Annotated in this window: 12 protein-coding genes; 4 read left to right on the forward strand and 8 right to left on the reverse strand. The window is 42.1% G+C overall.

Annotated elements, in window-relative coordinates; all coding sequences use genetic code 11:
• Positions 1–10: 10 nt before the first annotated feature.
• The 4 genes from D8852_RS08520 to pbp1b all read right to left on the reverse strand — a co-directional run bounded on the left by D8852_RS08520 (position 11) and on the right by pbp1b (position 5,438).
• Complete coding sequence (locus D8852_RS08520; protein WP_125425705.1) at positions 11–1,141, reverse strand: N-acetyldiaminopimelate deacetylase; 1,131 nt, start codon at positions 1,139–1,141, stop codon at positions 11–13.
• Positions 1,142–1,201: 60 nt separating this feature from the next.
• The gene (dapD, locus tag D8852_RS08525; protein ID WP_125425707.1) at positions 1,202–1,900 is read right to left on the reverse strand and encodes a 2,3,4,5-tetrahydropyridine-2,6-dicarboxylate N-acetyltransferase; all 699 of its coding nucleotides are present in this window, start codon (positions 1,898–1,900) and stop codon (positions 1,202–1,204) included.
• An 85-nt stretch (positions 1,901–1,985) separates the two neighbouring features.
• The gene (locus D8852_RS08530; RefSeq protein ID WP_125416796.1) at positions 1,986–2,894 is read right to left on the reverse strand and encodes a DMT family transporter; all 909 of its coding nucleotides are present in this window, start codon (positions 2,892–2,894) and stop codon (positions 1,986–1,988) included.
• Positions 2,895–2,975: 81 nt separating this feature from the next.
• The gene (pbp1b, locus tag D8852_RS08535; RefSeq protein ID WP_125425709.1) at positions 2,976–5,438 is read right to left on the reverse strand and encodes a penicillin-binding protein PBP1B; all 2,463 of its coding nucleotides are present in this window, start codon (positions 5,436–5,438) and stop codon (positions 2,976–2,978) included.
• A 140-nt stretch (positions 5,439–5,578) separates the two neighbouring features.
• Between pbp1b and tyrS the strand changes: the two genes are divergently transcribed.
• Positions 5,579–6,835, forward strand: a complete 1,257-nt coding sequence (gene tyrS, locus D8852_RS08540) for a tyrosine--tRNA ligase (protein WP_049490096.1) — start codon at positions 5,579–5,581, stop codon at positions 6,833–6,835.
• Between the two features lie 77 nt (positions 6,836–6,912).
• Here the strand turns inward: tyrS and D8852_RS08545 are convergent, their stop codons facing one another.
• Both D8852_RS08545 and D8852_RS08550 read right to left on the reverse strand, forming a co-directional pair.
• Positions 6,913–8,976 (reverse strand): heavy metal translocating P-type ATPase, encoded by a 2,064-nt coding sequence (locus D8852_RS08545; protein WP_125425711.1) that lies wholly within the window; start codon positions 8,974–8,976, stop codon positions 6,913–6,915.
• A gap of 1 nt (position 8,977) precedes the next feature.
• Complete coding sequence (locus D8852_RS08550) at positions 8,978–9,256, reverse strand: DUF6110 family protein (protein WP_000910908.1); 279 nt, start codon at positions 9,254–9,256, stop codon at positions 8,978–8,980.
• Between the two features lie 151 nt (positions 9,257–9,407).
• Between D8852_RS08550 and D8852_RS08555 the strand changes: the two genes are divergently transcribed.
• The gene (locus D8852_RS08555) at positions 9,408–10,256 is read left to right on the forward strand and encodes a putative RNA methyltransferase (RefSeq protein ID WP_125425713.1); all 849 of its coding nucleotides are present in this window, start codon (positions 9,408–9,410) and stop codon (positions 10,254–10,256) included.
• 62 nt (positions 10,257–10,318) lie between these two features.
• On the opposite strand, the gene glgP is transcribed toward D8852_RS08555, so the two are convergent.
• Together glgP and malQ are read right to left on the reverse strand one after the other, a co-directional pair.
• Entirely contained in the window at positions 10,319–12,577 is a 2,259-nt protein-coding gene (glgP, locus tag D8852_RS08560) for a glycogen/starch/alpha-glucan family phosphorylase (RefSeq protein ID WP_125425715.1), read from the reverse strand.
• Positions 12,578–12,601: 24 nt separating this feature from the next.
• On the reverse strand, positions 12,602–14,119 hold the full coding sequence (gene malQ, locus D8852_RS08565; RefSeq protein ID WP_125425717.1) for a 4-alpha-glucanotransferase: 1,518 nt from the start codon (positions 14,117–14,119) through the stop codon (positions 12,602–12,604).
• 476 nt (positions 14,120–14,595) lie between these two features.
• On the opposite strand from malQ, the gene D8852_RS08570 reads away from it, so the two are divergent.
• Both D8852_RS08570 and D8852_RS08575 read left to right on the forward strand, forming a co-directional pair.
• A complete protein-coding gene (locus tag D8852_RS08570; RefSeq protein WP_125425719.1) occupies positions 14,596–15,864 on the forward strand; it encodes an extracellular solute-binding protein in 1,269 nt (422 codons plus the stop codon).
• A 124-nt stretch (positions 15,865–15,988) separates the two neighbouring features.
• Entirely contained in the window at positions 15,989–17,281 is a 1,293-nt protein-coding gene (locus D8852_RS08575) for a sugar ABC transporter permease (protein ID WP_185755607.1), read from the forward strand.

Raw genomic sequence — 17,281 nt, forward strand, 5'->3', positions numbered from 1 at the left:
GACAAGCCCTCTACTCTGCTGCTTTCTTTTGAAGAAAGCTAGAGACCGCATCCACCCCAATGGCTAAGGCTTCTTCCTTGGGGCTCATCTGAGGGTGGTGAAGGGCGTAGGGACTATCGATACCTAGCCAAAACATAACGCCGTCTACCTTCGAAAGGAGATAACCAAAGTCCTCACCAGTCATAGCAGGCTCGATATCAATCAACTCGATTCCGTCTTTCTCTTCAAAAAAATCCATCAGTTCACGCGCCAAGGCTGGATTGTTCTCAACAGGTAGGTAGCCTCCTTGCTTGAGTTCCACTTCGACTTCCATATCAAAGGCTGCTGCAACCCCTTCTGCAACTGTCTTGACTCTTTTTTGTACCAAGAGACTCATGTCCTGAGTCAAGGCCCGAATAGTTCCATGTAAAAAGGCTGTATCTGTAATGACGTTGTTAGTTGTTCCAGCTTGGAAAAGGCCAAAGGTCACCACCGCTCCCTCAATTGGATTGACATTGCGGCTGACAACTGACTGTACTTGGGTTACAAAGTAACTAGCAGCCACCAAGGCGTCATTGGCTTCATGCGGAAAAGCTGCATGTCCTCCTTTTCCTTTGAAACGAATCTTAACTTCGCAAGTCCCTGCAAAGAGAGTATGGGTATTGGTCGCAATCTGGCCGACTTTCAAATCCGGACGAACATGGAGTCCATAAAACTGGTCTGGTAGCCAGTCCCCAAAAGCGCCGTCCTCATACATGAGCATGCCACCAGCTTCATTTTCTTCAGCAGGTTGAAAAAGAAAGAGCAGATTATTCTTTGGTTGCTCCTCAAGAGCACGCTCGAGACAGCCCAAGGCAATGGTCATGTGGAAATCATGTCCGCAAGCATGCATACGACCTTGATGTTGGGAAGAAAAAGGAAGGCCTGTTTGTTCAAGGATAGGCAGGCCATCAATATCTGTGCGCCAACCAATGGTGCGCTCAGGCTGGCTTCCCTGCAGGTAGACCAAAATCCCTGTTCGCCAAGTACGAATTTGAACAAAATCCTTGCCCGTAGTCAATTTTTCAATCACATCCAGCAAATAAGCCTGGGTCTTGAATTCCTCTAAGCCAATCTCTGGAATCTGGTGCAAATCTCGTCGAGTCTGAATCAAATCTAACATCTAGCTATCCTCCGATATAGCAGAAAGAGGCTGGAAAAAGGGTTCCGCCTCTTTTTATTTTTACAAGGTACGAAGCGCATCTTCTAGCGCTGTTTTTTGTTGAGTTTGGGCATCAATTTCTTTGATGATACGAGCTGGAACACCTGCTACCACAACATTTTCTGGAACATCTTGGGTAACGATAGCTCCTGCCGCAACGACTGAACCACTGCCGATTTGAACTCCTTCGATAACCACTGCATTGGCACCGATAAGAACATTGTCTCCGACACGGACTGGTTCAGCACTAGCTGGCTCAATCACACCCGCCAAAACTGCACCTGCACCAACGTGGCTGTTCTTCCCAACGATGGCACGACCACCAAGGATAGCACCCATATCAATCATGGTTCCTGCACCGATTTCTGCTCCGATATTGATCACAGCTCCCATCATAATGACAGCATTGTCGCCAATTTCCACTTGATCGCGGATAATAGCACCTGGCTCGATACGAGCGTTGATATTACGCTTGTCTAGCAAGGGAACTGCAGAATTACGAGCATCTTGCTCGACAACATAGTCTTGATTTTCTACCAAACCATCAAGAAGAGGAGCCACGTCCTTCCAGTCTCCAAATAAGACATTTCCTAATTTGACAACAGAGCTAGGTACAGCAGTTGCGAGTTCCCCTTCAAAGGTTACTTTGACACTGGTTTTCTTTTCAGCATTGGCGATAAATTGGATAATTTCTTGAGCATTCATTTTTGTGGCAGTCATAGGCGCCTCCTGGTTCGTTATAATGATACCTATTCTACCAAAAAAGGCTTCAAATTTGAAGCCTTAAGCACTCGAACAGAACATTTTACCTTTCCTTCGTTTCCTCAATTGATAAGAAAACCATCGGAACGATAATCAAAATCATAGCCAAAGCTAGAAAACCATCCAAAACCATACCTAGAAATAGCACACTTAACAATGCGGAAGATAAAGGTTCGCTGGCACTCACAACTGATACAACTAAAGGTGAGACGAGTAGCACAGCCTTCATCGAAAGGAAAAAAGCAAAAGCCGTTCCAAACACAGCAATAGTAAAACAAATCAAAAGGCTCGTCACATCAAGTTGGAAGGTAATCTGATGAATAGGATAAAGAAAATTGCTAAAAATACCTGCTAGCAACATCCCCCAACCAACAGTCGGCACAAAACCATAGTCACGTGCAAAACGCTGAGGCAGGATAACGTTGAACATAACCCCTACAGCACTGAGGAGTCCAGTGACCAAAGCTAAGGGAGTCATGGACAACTGGGACAAATCTCCTTTTGTGGCCATCAAAAAAACACCTAACATGGCAATCAAAACATAGAGAATGGCTGTGATAGAAGCCTTCTTTTGATAGACGATACGATTATAAAACAAGATAAAAACTGGACTGATAAATTGCAAAATCGTTGCTGTCGTCGCATTCGAATATTCAACACAGAGGTAAAAGAAAAACTGCACAGAAAAAATACCTAGAATAGCATAGGCTAAAAAAGGCAGATAATTTTTCTTGTCCCGCCAGATATCCAATAACTGGGTGCGTAACTGAAAGGCTGATAAAACTAAAACCAAACTCCCTGCCACTAGCAAGCGCATGGAAGTGATCCAGCCAGACGACACCTGATAATGGGCGAAAAAATATTCTCCTAAAATACCACAAATTCCCCAAATCAGACCTGACAACAGTGAATATAGAGTTCCCTTAAAAATCTTCTTTTGATACTTATTCATTCTCCTATTGTAACACGAAATGAAAAAAGAAAAAAGTAGCATGAAAAAATATTATTGAACGAATCATGCTACTTTTTTATTCTATCGATTTGATTGATTTGAGCGAGTTGATGAGCTTGTTCCCGAACTGCTACTTGAGCTTGGGAGAGTTGGGGTAGGAAGAGTGGGTAAACTTCCTAAAATGCTCTTCCAAGCATTTTGATAATCGGCATCGCTCCCTCCGATGGCAAAGCGGTAAGTGGTTACTGGCGCCCCTTCTTTAGTAGCCCAATAGCTCGTTACTGTAGAACCTGAAACGGTGACTTCTTTGCCATTGATTGTGACCTTGCCAGGTTTCTCTCCTGTCGATTTGAGGACTTGAGACTTGGTCACGCTTGGATCTAGACTAAAGCGCTCATTTCCCCATATGCCAGGTTCGGCTTGCTGGATAGCATTGACCAAGTGAGCCATATAATTGGCGTTGCGGTAGTGACCTGCTCCTTTGGCTAGTGGTCGGTTGTCGTCGTGACCTAACCAGCCACCCAAAGTCAAGCGTGGCGTAGAAATCATAAGCCACATATTTTCATCTTCATTGGTCGTACCAGTCTTTCCAATCCAGTCGGCGCGAGCTAGGCTTGGATTGATAGAAGCCAAATCAGTCTGAAAGCTTGACGTAACTCGAGATGAAATGACATCACGAAGTAGACTTTGCATGATGGTCGCTGTCGCTTTTGAATAAACTTGGACAGGTTGACTTTTATGCTCATAAATCACTTGTCCCGTCGTCGATTCGATCTTGGCAATCATATGTTTCTTATGGTAGACTCCATTATTAGCCAAGGTCTGATAACCATTGGTATGCTGGGCGACTGTAACATCAATCCCCCCACCCATCGGCAGACTTTCAATACCATATTCTGGGATTTCATAACCCATTTTTTCCATATAGCCTTTGACATCGACACCCTTCTCTCGAAGCGTACGATAAGTCCAGTAGGCCGGGATATTCCATGAGTAGTTAAGGGCTTCTCCCAAGGTCATCATCCCTGTACCAGGACTATTGACATACATGATAGGATTGCCGTTTGAAAAGTTTGTCGGATAGTTAGACAAGATACTTGCACTTCCCATCAAACCTTGGTCAATCGCGATACCATAGGCCAGTATAGGCTTAGTGGTTGAAGCTGGAGAACGCTTGGTGTCAATAGCGTGATTGTTCTGATTCTCTTGATAATTACGACCACCAACAAATCCAAGGATGGCTCCCGTTTGGTTGTCCATGAGGACATTCCCTACTTCAGGCTGGCCTGTCGAATCATCTAGCAGATATCCGTAGGTCGCAACCGCATTTTGCATTGCGGTATGAACGTTTTTATTAATGGTAGTGGTAATTTTATAACCACCGTTTTCAATTTCCTTGGTTGCTAGGTCATGATAAGCTTTCTGGATAGACTCATTCTTTAACTCTTGAGCAGAGACATGATCTCTCTCAACTAGATAATCATACATCCGATCGGTAGCTTCTGCCAAGGTTGCAAAGTAAAGATAGTCGCGTGAGCTTCCGTTGACACTACCTGATGGTAGAAAGTCTTGCTTGAAGTCATAATCCTTGTACTTGTCGTAATCTTCCTGGCTCAGAGCACCTGTCCGGTACATATTGTAGAGGACATCCTTGGCACGCTTGATTCCCAAAGCCATATCCTCATCACTCTTCATACTTCCGTCAGATTCATAAGGAGAATAACTGATCGGACTCTGTGGCAAGCCTGCGATAAAAGCCGCTTGAGGGACCGTTAAGTCCGAAGCTTTGACTCCAAAGATTCCTTCTGCAGCCTGCTGGGCACCTGCAATATTTTGACCTTTATGATTGCGTCCAAAAGGAGCAATGTTAAGGTAGGTTGTCAAAATCTCATCCTTACCCATGGCTCGTTCTAAAGCTAGAGCATCAATAATCTCTTTGGCCTTACGATCTAGAGTGGGAGCATCCCCTACCACTTGCTGCTTGATAACCTGCTGGGTCAAGGTCGAACCACCACTGGACGACCCTAGACCGACAAAGGTTCCCAAAGTCGCACGAATAACGGCCTTAGGCACAACTCCCTTGTGCTCATTGAAATGCTCGTCCTCTGTCGCAATGATAGCCTTTTTAAGATTATCCGAAATAGCACCTGAAGCGACTGAAGTGCGCAACAAATCGCCCTCAATCGAAGCGATGGTAGTCCCGTCAGAATAAGTGATTTCTGAGATAGAGGCAATATCCTTCACTTGCTTGACCAACTCTTCTGCTTGAGGTACCTTGGCCTTGTCAAATAGAGCAACGCCATAGCCCATCGCTACTCCAGCGCCAAACATGCCACCGATAAGGCCTAGGATAAAGAGAGTGTTGAAGGTCACTTTAAAAGCACTCAAAATCTTAGCCAAAATAGACCCAACCCTTCTGACTTTGTCGGAAGAAGCCACTTTCTTATTAATCTTTTTACTTGCTTGTTTTTTCTTCCATTTGACAGATAGTTGCTGGAAAAATTGCAGCAACTTTGTTTTTAATTCATTGTTTCTTTTTTTCATGAATGTCCTCACTTTCTTTATTATACCATAAAAGGGAAACTTTCAATAAAATAGCCACTTTCTTCCCTATTCTACTAGGCTATTGCCCAAGTTTGTGATACAATAGGTAGAAACAATATTTTAAAAAGGAGAAAAGACACATGCACATTTTTGATGAGCTAAAAGAGCGTGGTTTGATCTTTCAAACGACTGATGAAGAAGCTTTGCGCAAAGCCCTAGAAGAAGGTCAAGTTTCTTATTATACTGGCTACGATCCAACTGCTGACAGCCTTCACCTAGGCCACCTTGTCGCAATCTTGACAAGTCGTCGTCTGCAACTAGCAGGTCACAAACCTTATGCGCTCGTTGGCGGTGCTACAGGTCTCATCGGAGATCCGTCCTTCAAAGATGCTGAGCGTAGTCTCCAAACAAAAGACACAGTAGAGGGCTGGGTCAAGTCTATCCAAGGGCAACTTTCTCGTTTTCTTGACTTTGAAAATGGTGAAAATAAAGCTGTCATGGTCAACAACTACGACTGGTTTGGCAGCATCAGCTTCATTGACTTCCTCCGTGATGTCGGAAAATACTTCACTGTCAACTACATGATGAGCAAGGAGTCTGTGAAGAAACGGATTGAAACAGGGATTTCTTACACTGAGTTTGCTTACCAAATCATGCAAGGATATGACTTCTACGTCCTTAACCAAGAGCACAACGTAACCCTACAAATCGGTGGTTCTGACCAGTGGGGAAATATGACTGCTGGTACCGAATTGCTTCGTCGCAAGGCTGACAAGACTGGTCACGTTATCACAGTGCCACTCATTACAGATGCAACTGGTAAGAAATTTGGTAAATCAGAAGGAAACGCTGTTTGGCTCAACCCTGAAAAGACTTCTCCATACGAAATGTACCAATTCTGGATGAACGTGATGGATGCTGACGCTGTTCGCTTCTTGAAGATTTTTACCTTCTTGTCACTCGATGAGATTGAAGACATCCGCAAAGAGTTTGAAGCGGCTCCACACGAACGCTTGGCACAAAAAGTCCTCGCTCGTGAAGTCGTGACTCTTGTTCACGGAGAAGAAGCTTACAAAGAAGCCCTTAACATCACTGAGCAACTCTTTGCAGGAAACATCAAAAACCTTTCTGTCAAAGAACTCAAACAAGGACTTCGTGGAGTGCCAAACTACCAAGTACAAGCAGACGAAAACCACAATATCGTGGAATTGCTCGTATCTTCTGGTGTGGTTAATTCCAAACGCCAAGCCCGTGAAGACGTCCAAAACGGAGCTATTTACGTCAACGGCGACCGCATTCAAGACCTTGACTATGTCTTGAGTGATGCAGATAAGTTAGAAAACGAACTAACTGTTATCCGCCGCGGAAAGAAGAAATACTTTGTATTGACTTACTAAACTCTTCAACATTTACCTATAAACAAAGGAGTTAACCTCAAGAAAGGTAACTCCTTTTTTCTGTTAATAACTCTCATCTATCTATTTTTAATAGACAGACTACGCAAGACAATGCGCAAGGTTGTTAGATTATGTAAGATAGAGAGATTTGAAGGACTGAGCCAATTAAATAAGCCAAAGCCAATCAAACTACTATTTACGACAATGGTATCTTGAATATTCTTCTTGATGAGTATTTGCAAAGATGATGATAGCGAATCCAACTCTTGGAAGAAATCCAAGCGATTATCTAACAATAAGATATCACTCATCTGCTTAGAAATATCTGCGCTCTCATTCATCACCACACCGATATCTGATAGGGTTAGAGCCGCTGAGTCATTCAACCCATCTCCAACCATCAAAATAGTATGACCTGCTTTCTGCAGTTCCTCTACTAACTCAAATTTCCCATCAGGTTTCAAGTCTGTATAGACCTGATCAAACGGCAAATCTTCTACTAATTCCTCTGTCCTAACCAGGGTGTCCCCTGTGGCCAGAATCAATTTTTTCCCTTGTGCCTTAAGTTTCTCCAAGGCTACTTTTGCTTCTTTTCTCAAAGGAGTATGAATGCAGAACATTCCAATCAATTCATTCTGATAAGCTAAGAATAAGAGATTGTAGTGACTCTTGTACTCTTCAATTAAAGCATTTTGCACCGAACTGATATGAATCTGCTCATCCTGCATCAAGACATAATTTCCAATAAGAACTGGTTGCCCATCAATATGGGACTTAATTCCCTTGCTTGCAATATATTGGAGTTTCCCATGCATTTCCTCATGTTCAATCCCCTCTATCTCAGCTTGCTTGACAATGGCATTAGCAATAGGATGATAAATGTGTTCCTCAAGACAGGCACTGATTCTGAGAATATCTTCCTCGCTATAGTCCCCAAAAGGTAACACCTTTTCAACTATAGGATAGCTAGTTGTGATTGTTCCTGTCTTATCAAACAAGAAAGTATCAACTTCCAGATATTTCTCTAGAACATCTCCATCCTTAATCACCATTTCACGGTTCAACCCCTCTTTGATAGCTGTCAAATAAGCTACAGGAGTAGAGATTTTCAAAGCGCAGGAGAAATCGACCAATAGAAAAGAAATAGCCTTAGAAAAAGAACCTGTTAATAGGTAAGTCAGACCAGCACCCAAGAAATTATATTTGACGACCTTATCCGCCATCTTGATGAAATAGCGTTGTTTAGTTTTCTTGTTTTCTTCAGATTTCTTCATCAACTCAATCAGTTGTAAAATACGGCTGTTCATCTGATTATCGGTTACACGAATGCGTAGCTCCCCAGTCTCCAAGACTGTGTTTGCACAAACCAAATCAGACTCTCTTTTTTCAACTGGAAAACTCTCTCCCGTCAAGGAACTTTCGTTGACCATACCTAAACCTGAAACTACTTGTCCATCAAACAGAATTTCATTTCCTTGAGATAGGACCAAGACATCTCCTATTTGAACATCGGAACTCTTGATACTAACGACCGTATCGCCCTGTACCAAGAACACATCGCTTTCTTTTGCAAGAAGGCTTTGTTCTAAATCTGTTGCAGTTTTTTTCAAGGACCACTGATCTAAATGATTCCCCAAATCAAGCATAAACATGATGTTGCTGGCAGTCTTAGATTGGTTCATAAACAAAGACAATAAAATCGCCGAACAGTCCAAAACCTCCATCGTTAGTTCCTTACGCGCTAGGGTCTGATAAGCTTCTTTGACATACCCCAGAGCCTGATAACAAGTCCATATATAGCGAATAGGAGACGGTACAAGACTACGAAAAAGCACACGCTTAATCGCTGCACCTGAAACGATAGAATAGGCACTATCTTCTCTACGAACAGGAAGAGTCATCAACTCAGAAACTTTCCCTTTATCAATCCTTTTTAAAAAGGCTTCTGCATTGTCTAATACAGAGAAGCCTTCTTTTATACGTAGGGTAAAGTGCTGTTGATCCATGTAAAACTGGATAGACTCAATTCCCTTCTCATCTCTCGCCAAGGAACGAAGATAGTCTTGAATATCTAAGGTGAGTGAAAAAGAAGATGATAGTCGGATATGTTGATATCCTCTATATAGCACTTTAAAAGACATATTATTCTCCTATAAGGCTATCTAATTGCTCTTCTTTTTTCTCTTGCTCATACAAATATTTAGCATCTTGCAAAACATCGTCTCCATGTTGCTTCACAACAGAAACAGATGCATCTAGCTCATCTTTAAACTTGTAAGCCTTAGCCAAAGCTTTAGAATAACCTTTTTTAGCTTCCTTACTTGCTAAGATTTTCAAACCAAGGGTACCAAATGCGACACCACCCAAAAATAATGAAGATTTTTTCGCAACTTTTGCAACGGTTAGTACTTCTTTTAACATACTTATTTCCTCCTTATCATTATTATATAGCAATTTAGATATAAAAGCAATTTCATTTTATAAATTGAAGAATTAGTTTTATTTCTACTGAATCTCCCATCTACTTACTCCTGAAGTTGCTTTCACTTGTCTCTTTTGATACACTTAAACTATGAATACAAACCTCAAACCTAAACTCCAGCGCTTTGCTGCTGCTAGTGCCTTTGCCTGCCCCATCTGTCAAGAAAATCTGACCTTGGTAGAAACCAGTCTCAAGTGTAGCAATCGCCATTCTTTTGATCTGGCAAAATTCGGCTATGTCAACTTGGCTCCTCAGATCAAGCAATCTGCCAACTACGACAAAGAAAACTTTCAAAACCGACAACAAATCCTTGAAGCTGGCTTTTATCAGGCTATCTTAGAAACCATCTCAGACCTGCTTGCAACTTCTAAAACTAGCCAAACAGTTTTGGATATCGGCTGTGGCGAAGGATTCTACTCTCGCAAGCTCCAAGAAAAACACTCTGATAAAACCTTCTATGCCTTTGATATTTCCAAAGATTCCGTTCAAATCGCTGCCAAAAGCGAACCCAACTGGGCAGTCAATTGGTTCGTTGGAGACTTGGCCCGACTTCCTATAGAAGATGCCAGTATGGATATCTTGCTTGATATCTTCTCGCCTGCCAACTATGGAGAATTTCGCCGTGTTCTATCCAAAGACGGTATCTTGATCAAGGTCATCCCGACTGAAAATCACCTCATAGAAATCCGTCAAATAGTGCAGGACCAGCTGACAAAGAAGGACTATTCTAATCAAGATATCAAAGAACATTTCCAGGAACACTTCAGCATCCAATCTAGCCAAATAGCCTCCCTGACCAAGCCCATCACAGCAGAGCAACGCCAAGCCCTGCTCAGCATGACCCCCCTACTCTTTCATGTTGACCAGACCAAGATTGACTGGAGTCAACTGACAGAAGTTACCATCGAAGCAGAGATTTTGGTTGGGAAAGCACTGTAAATAAAACTTTCAGATAAGATAAAACCCGCACCTTCAAGGTACGGGTTTAAGTTATGTAATTATTAGTTCAAGTGCCAGATATCTTCGTTGTACTGAGCGATTGTACGGTCAGATGAGAAGAATCCTGCTTTGGCAATGTTAACGATGACTTTATCTAACCATGCGTCACGGTCTTCGTAGTCAGCAAGCATTTGCTCTTTAACTTTGATGTAGTCTTCCAAGTCTAGGAGAGTCATGAACCAGTCTTTGTTGATCAATTCGTTGTAAAGACGTTCCAAGCGCTCTTTCTTACCTACTGCAAGAACAGCATCGCTCACGATAAAGTCAACCAATGGTTTAATAGCTTCACGAGCATAGAATTCGCTTGACTTATAAGCTGCTTTTGCGTAAAGGTCGATAACAGTTTCTGAATCTTCACCAAAGATGTAGATGTTTTCATCGCCAACCAACTCAGCGATTTCCACGTTAGCTCCGTCCATAGTACCAAGAGTCAAAGCTCCGTTCAACATGAATTTCATGTTACCAGTACCTGAAGCTTCTTTAGAAGCAAGTGAGATTTGTTCTGAGATGTCACATGCTGGGATGAGGAAGCTTGCTGCAGTAACGTTGTAGTTTTCAACCATTACAACTTGCAAGTGTGGAGCTACTGCTGGGTCGTTTGCAATCACTTCTGACAAGCAAAGGATCAAGTGGATGATATCTTGAGCGATTGTGTAGGCAGGAGCTGCTTTACCACCAAAGAAGACTGTGATTGGACGAGCAGGGATGTTACCAGCCTTGATATCAAGGTATTTGTGGATCACATACAAAGCGTTCATTTGTTGGCGTTTGTACTCGTGAAGACGTTTGATTTGGATATCAAAGATAGAGTTTGTATTGATTTCCACACCTTGGTGTTCTTTCAAGTGACGAGCCAATTTGCGTTTGTTGTGAGCCTTGATGCTTTCCAATTTTTCTTTGACAGCAGCCTTGTCTTCGTATGACAAGAGTTTTTCAAGCTCATCCGCTTCATGGTGCCAACCACGGCCAATGATCTCATCCAAGTAGTGAGACAAGCTTGGGTTAGCATGCATGAGCCAACGACGGAAAGTGATACCGTTTGTTTTGTTGTTGAATTTTTCTGGGTAGATGTCGTAGAAAGCTTTCAACTCTGAGTTTTTCAAAATCTCAGTGTGGAGAGCCGCAACCCCGTTTACGCTGTATCCATAGTGGATATCCATGTGAGCCATGTGGACACGTTCGCTCTCATCGATGATTTGAACAGCTGGATCTTTGTATTCTGCTTTCACACGGCGGTCCAATTCTTTAATGATTGGTACCAAGTGAGGAACCACTTCTTCCAAGAATTCAAGAGGCCATTTTTCAAGGGCTTCAGCAAGGATTGTGTGGTTAGTGTAGGCAGTCATGCTACGTACGATTGAGATTGCTTCATCAAGTTCGATACCACGCGCAGTCAAGAGACGGATCAATTCAGGGATCACCATTGATGGGTGAGTATCGTTGATTTGTACAACTGCGTAGTCCGCAAGGTCATGCAAGTTGCTTCCTTTTTCGATTGCTTCGTCGATGATCAATTGCGCACCGTTTGAAACCATGAAGTATTGTTGGAAGATACGGAGCAATTCACCCTGCTTGTCGCTGTCGTCTGGGTAAAGGAAGAGAGTCAAGTTGCGAGCGATATCTGTCTTGTCAAAGTTGATACCATCTTCGATGATAGAAGAATCAACTGAATCCAAGTCAAACAAACGCAAGCGGTTTTTAGTAGCTGTCTTGTAACCAGGTACATCAATATCGTAAAGAGTCGATGTCAATGTGAAGTGTGCAAATGGCACTTGGTAGCTACGGCTTGAGCGAACCAACCAGTTTTGCTCAGTCAACCAAGCGTTAGGAATCGTTTCTTGTTGGTTGTTTTTAAGAACTTGTTGGAAAAGACCGAAGTGGTAGTTCAAACCAACACCATCACCATTTAAACCAAGTGTAGCGATTGAGTCGATAAAGCAGGCTGCCAAACGTCCCAAACCACCGTTACCAAGTGATGGCTCCAATTCTACTTCTTCGATTTCGATCAACTCTTTGCCTGCGGCTGCAAGTTCTTTTTTCACATCGTCGTAAAGGCCGAGGTTAATCAAGTTGTTTGACAAAAGTTTACCGATCAAGAACTCAGCTGAGATGTAGTAAACTTTTTTCTTACCAGTGTTGACTGGTTTTTGACTGCTAGCAAGCTTGCTGTAGTTGAGAAGAGCAAGGTAAAGTTCTTCATTGCTACATTCTGCAATAGTTTTATTGTAACGCTTTTGTACAAATTCTTTTAATGGTAACATGTTTATGTGTCTCCTGATATTGTCTTATTTCTTTAATTCTACCAAATTTTCATTGATTCGGCGATAAATTGTAGTCAAGTCAAGCAAATTTTCTTCAACAGCTGGTGTGAGTTGGTCTGCTGTCATACGCCATGACCAGTTTCCGCCAAGAGTAGATGGGAAGTTCATACGAGCTGACTCATCTAGCTCTAGCAAATCTTGCATAGTTGCAATTGCCATGAAGCTAACTGATGAAAATACTGTGCGAAGCATTGCGTGCGGCACTGTTTCATACTCTTTACGGTTCGTGTAACGAGCCATGTATTCACGAGTTGGATCGTCAATCTCATTACGGTACCAACCAAGAACTGTATTATTATCGTGTGTTCCTGTGTACATAACAGAGTTGGCAGGTGCCAAGTGTGGGCTATCGATACTTTCGTCTTCTGGGTTGAAGGCAAATTGAAGAATCTTCATTCCTGGGAAGCCAGTACGTTCACGCAACTCGATGACTTCATCTGTCATGAAACCAAGGTCTTCTGCGATGATGTTTAGCTCACCAAGTTCTTCCTTAACAGCTGCGAAAAGCTTGTAGCCTGGACCTTTCACCCATTTACCAGGTGCCGCTGTATCGGAACCAGCAGGAATTTCCCAGTAAGATTCGAAACCGCGGAAGTGGTCGATACGAACGATATCGTAGATTTTGAAGCTTTCGCGCAAGCGTTCAATCCACCATTTGTAACCGTCTTTGTCCATTGCTTCCCAGTCATAGATTGGGTTCCCCCAAAGCTGACCAGTGGCAGAAAACTCATCTGGTGGGCATCCTGCGATGCAAGTTGCTTTACCATTGGCATCTGTCTTGAAGAGATGTGGATTTGCCCACATGTCGCTTGAATCTTCCGCTACGTAGATAGGCATATCTCCAACAATTTCGATGTGGTTGTCGTTAGCGTAGGCTTTCAATTTCAACCATTGTTGGAAGAAGAAGTATTGAGTCACACGGTGGTAAACCAACTTGTCTGCCAATTTCTCACGGTAGCTTTCAAGTGCTGAAGCTTTACGAGCACGAGCATCTGCATCTGGCCATTCTGTCCAAGCAAGATTGTCAAAATGCTCTTTGATAGCCATATATTCTGCGAAGAGTTCGAGCCATGATTGGTTGTCTTGAGCAAACTTCTCAAAATCTTTGACATCACCCACTTCCAAGAAGCGTTTAATTGCTTTTTCTAAAAGTGGACGACGTGCGTAATAAATCTTCGCATAGTCAACTTCAGATGCATCGCTACCAAAGTCAACACCTTTAAGATCACTGGCTTCGAGCAAGCCTTGCTCTACCAAGATATCAAGGTCGATAAAATGCGTATTTCCAGCAAAGGCTGAGAATGATTGGTATGGAGAATCTCCATAGCTTGTTGTCCCAAGAGGGAGGATTTGCCAGTAACGTTGCTTGGTACGAACCAAGAAATCGACGAAATCATAGGCAGTCTGACCAAATGATCCAATCCCATAAGCTCCTGGCAGAGAAGAGATGTGCATCAACACACCACTTTGACGTTTTTTCATAATAGCACCTCATGTGTTTGTTATAAAACGTTGCGCAACCAAGGCGCAAACGTTTGCGTTAAGTTAAGTATAACGCATTTCAAAAACAAATGCAAGCGGTTTTAAAAAATTTTTTTGAATTATTTTAATCAAACAAAACTTGTTGCCACTGATATTTTATGAAATAAGCGAAAAAATTTTAAAGATTTTCTGATTTAAGATAATTCATTCCCAATATCTGCTCTATTTTCTGAAAAACCGAGCCGAATTTACGCAATCGTTTTCCTAATCTTAATATTTTATAAGAAAATGAACCTTTATCTCTTTTCTTCCTATTTATAAAGCAATTCTCCTTTTAAAAAACCTTAAAGTTTTTTTAAAATTTTTTCAAAAAATGCTTGCAACCGTTTTCTGTTTGTGCTATACTAAACACATAAAAGAAAACGTTTGCGTTTTCTCATTAAATTATTTTTGTTATTCTTTAGGAGGAATACACTATGTCATCTAAATTCATGAAGAGCGCTGCTGTGCTCGGAACTGCTACTCTTGCTAGCTTGCTCTTGGTAGCTTGCGGAAGCAAATCTGCTGATAAAGCGGCTGATACTAGCTCTTCAGAAGCAAAAGAACTCACTTTCTATGTTGAAGATCAATATAAAGCCTTTGCTGAATCAGCTGCAAAAGCTTATGAAAAAGAAGCAGGGGTAAAAGTTACCATCAAGACAGGTGACCAAATGGGTGGTCTTGATAACCTTTCTCTAGACAACCAATCTGGTAAAGCTGCTGACGTTATGATGGCTCCATACGACCGTGTAGGTAGCCTTGGTACTGACGGACAACTTTCAGAAGTTACTCTTAGCGACGGTGCAAAGACAGACGATAAAACAAAATCTCTTGTAACTGTTGGTGGTAAAGTCTATGGTGCTCCAGCTGTTATCGAATCACTCGTTTTGTACTATAACAAAGATTTGCTCAAAGAAGCTCCTAAAACATTTGCTGATTTGGAAAACCTTGCTAAAGACAGCAAATACGCTTTCGCTGGAGAAGAAGGTAAAACTACTGCCTTCCTAGCTGACTGGACTAACTTCTACTACGCATACGGACTTCTTGCTGGTAACGGTGCTTACGTATTCGGACAAAACGGTAAAGATCCTAAAGATATTGGTCTTGCAAACGATGGTGCTATCGCAGGTATCAACTACGCTAAGACTTGGTACGATAAATGGCCTAAAGGTATGCAAGATACTGAAGGAGCTCCAAACTTAATCCAAACTCAATTCCAAGAAGGTAAAACTGCTGCTATCATCGATGGCCCTTGGAAAGCTCAAGCATTCAAAGATGCTAAAGTGAACTACGGTGTTACGACTATCCCAACTCTTCCAAACGGTAAAAACTATGAAACATTTGGTGGTGGTAAGGCTTGGGTTATCCCAGCAAGCACTAAGAACCTTGAAGGAGCTCAAAAATTTGTAGACTTCCTTGTATCAACTGAACAACAAAAAGCCTTCTACGATACTACTAACGAAATCCCAGCTAATACTGAAGCTCGTACTTATGCTGAAGGCAAAAAAGATGAGTTGACAACAGCCGTGATTGAACAGTTCAAGAACGCTCAACCAATGCCAAACATCTCACAAATGTCAGCTGTTTGGGATCCAGCGAAAACTATGCTCTTTGAAGCTGTAAGTGGTAAGAAAGATGCGAAAACAGCTGCTAACGATGCTGTAACATTGATCAAAGAAACAATCAAACAAAAATTTGGTGAATAATTGATTTGTTCAAGGGGGGTGGAAGTGAAATCCCCCTTTGAATGTATAGATGCGTTTCTTATCAGATATGCGTATCTTGCGATTGAACCCGAGTTTTATCTCGCATCCTATGAAAGGAGTAATCATGGAAAAACAACAGCCTCGCAAAGCAGCCTTGCTGTCAATCATTCCTGGTTTAGGACAAATCTATAATAAACAAAAAGCTAAAGGATTGATTTTCCTTGGTGTTACCGTTTTATTTGTTCTGTATTTTCTAACACTTGCAAGCCCTGAATTGAGCAATTTGATCACACTTGGTGTGAAACCTGGTCGTGACAATTCACTTTTCATGCTGATTCGTGGTGCCTTCCACTCTATCTTTGTTGTCGTCTACCTGCTCTTTTATATCTTTAATATCAAGGACGCACATACGACTGCTAAACGTATCAACAATGGTATTCCTGTAGCTCGTACCTTCAAGGATATGATTAAAGGTATTTATGAGAATGGATTCCCATACCTTTTGATTATCCCATCGTATGTAGCGATGACATTTGCGATTATCTTCCCAGTTATCGTAACCTTGATGATCGCCTTTACCAACTATGACTTCCAACACTTGCCACCAAACAAATTGTTGGACTGGGTTGGTTTGACTAACTTCACAAATATCTGGAGCTTAAGTACCTTCCGTTCAGCCTTTGGTTCGGTTCTTTCTTGGACCATTATCTGGGCCTTGTCTGCTTCTACTTTGCAGATTGTGATTGGTATCTTCACCGCTATCATTGCTAATCAACCATTTATCAAAGGAAAACGTATCTTCGGTGTTATTTTCCTTCTTCCTTGGGCTGTTCCAGCCTTCATCACTATCTTGACATTCTCAAACATGTTTAATGATAGTGTCGGTGCCATCAACACGCAAGTCTTGCCTCTTTTGTCTAAGGTCCTTCCCTTCCTAGATGGAGCTCTTATCCCTTGGAAAACAAATCCAACTTGGACTAAGGTTGCCTTGATTATGATGCAAGGCTGGCTTGGATTCCCATACATCTACGTTTTGACCTTGGGTATCTTGCAGTCTATTCCTAACGACCTCTACGAAGCGGCTTACATCGATGGTGCTAATGCTTGGCAAAAATTCCGCAACATCACTTTCCCAATGATCTTGGCTGTTGCAGCACCAACATTGATCAGCCAATACACCTTCAACTTTAACAACTTCTCTATCATGTACCTCTTTAATGGCGGAGGTCCTGGTACTGTTGGAGGCGGAGCCGGTTCAACTGATATCTTGATCTCATGGATTTACCGTTTGACAACAGGTACATCTCCTCAATACTCTATGGCGGCAGCTGTTACCTTGATTATCTCAATCATTGTCATCTCTATCTCTATGATCGCATTCAAGAAACTACACGCATTTGATATGGAGGACGTCTAA

The sequence above is a fragment of the Streptococcus mitis genome, assembly GCF_003942695.1.
Classification (GTDB): domain Bacteria; phylum Bacillota; class Bacilli; order Lactobacillales; family Streptococcaceae; genus Streptococcus; species Streptococcus mitis_BD.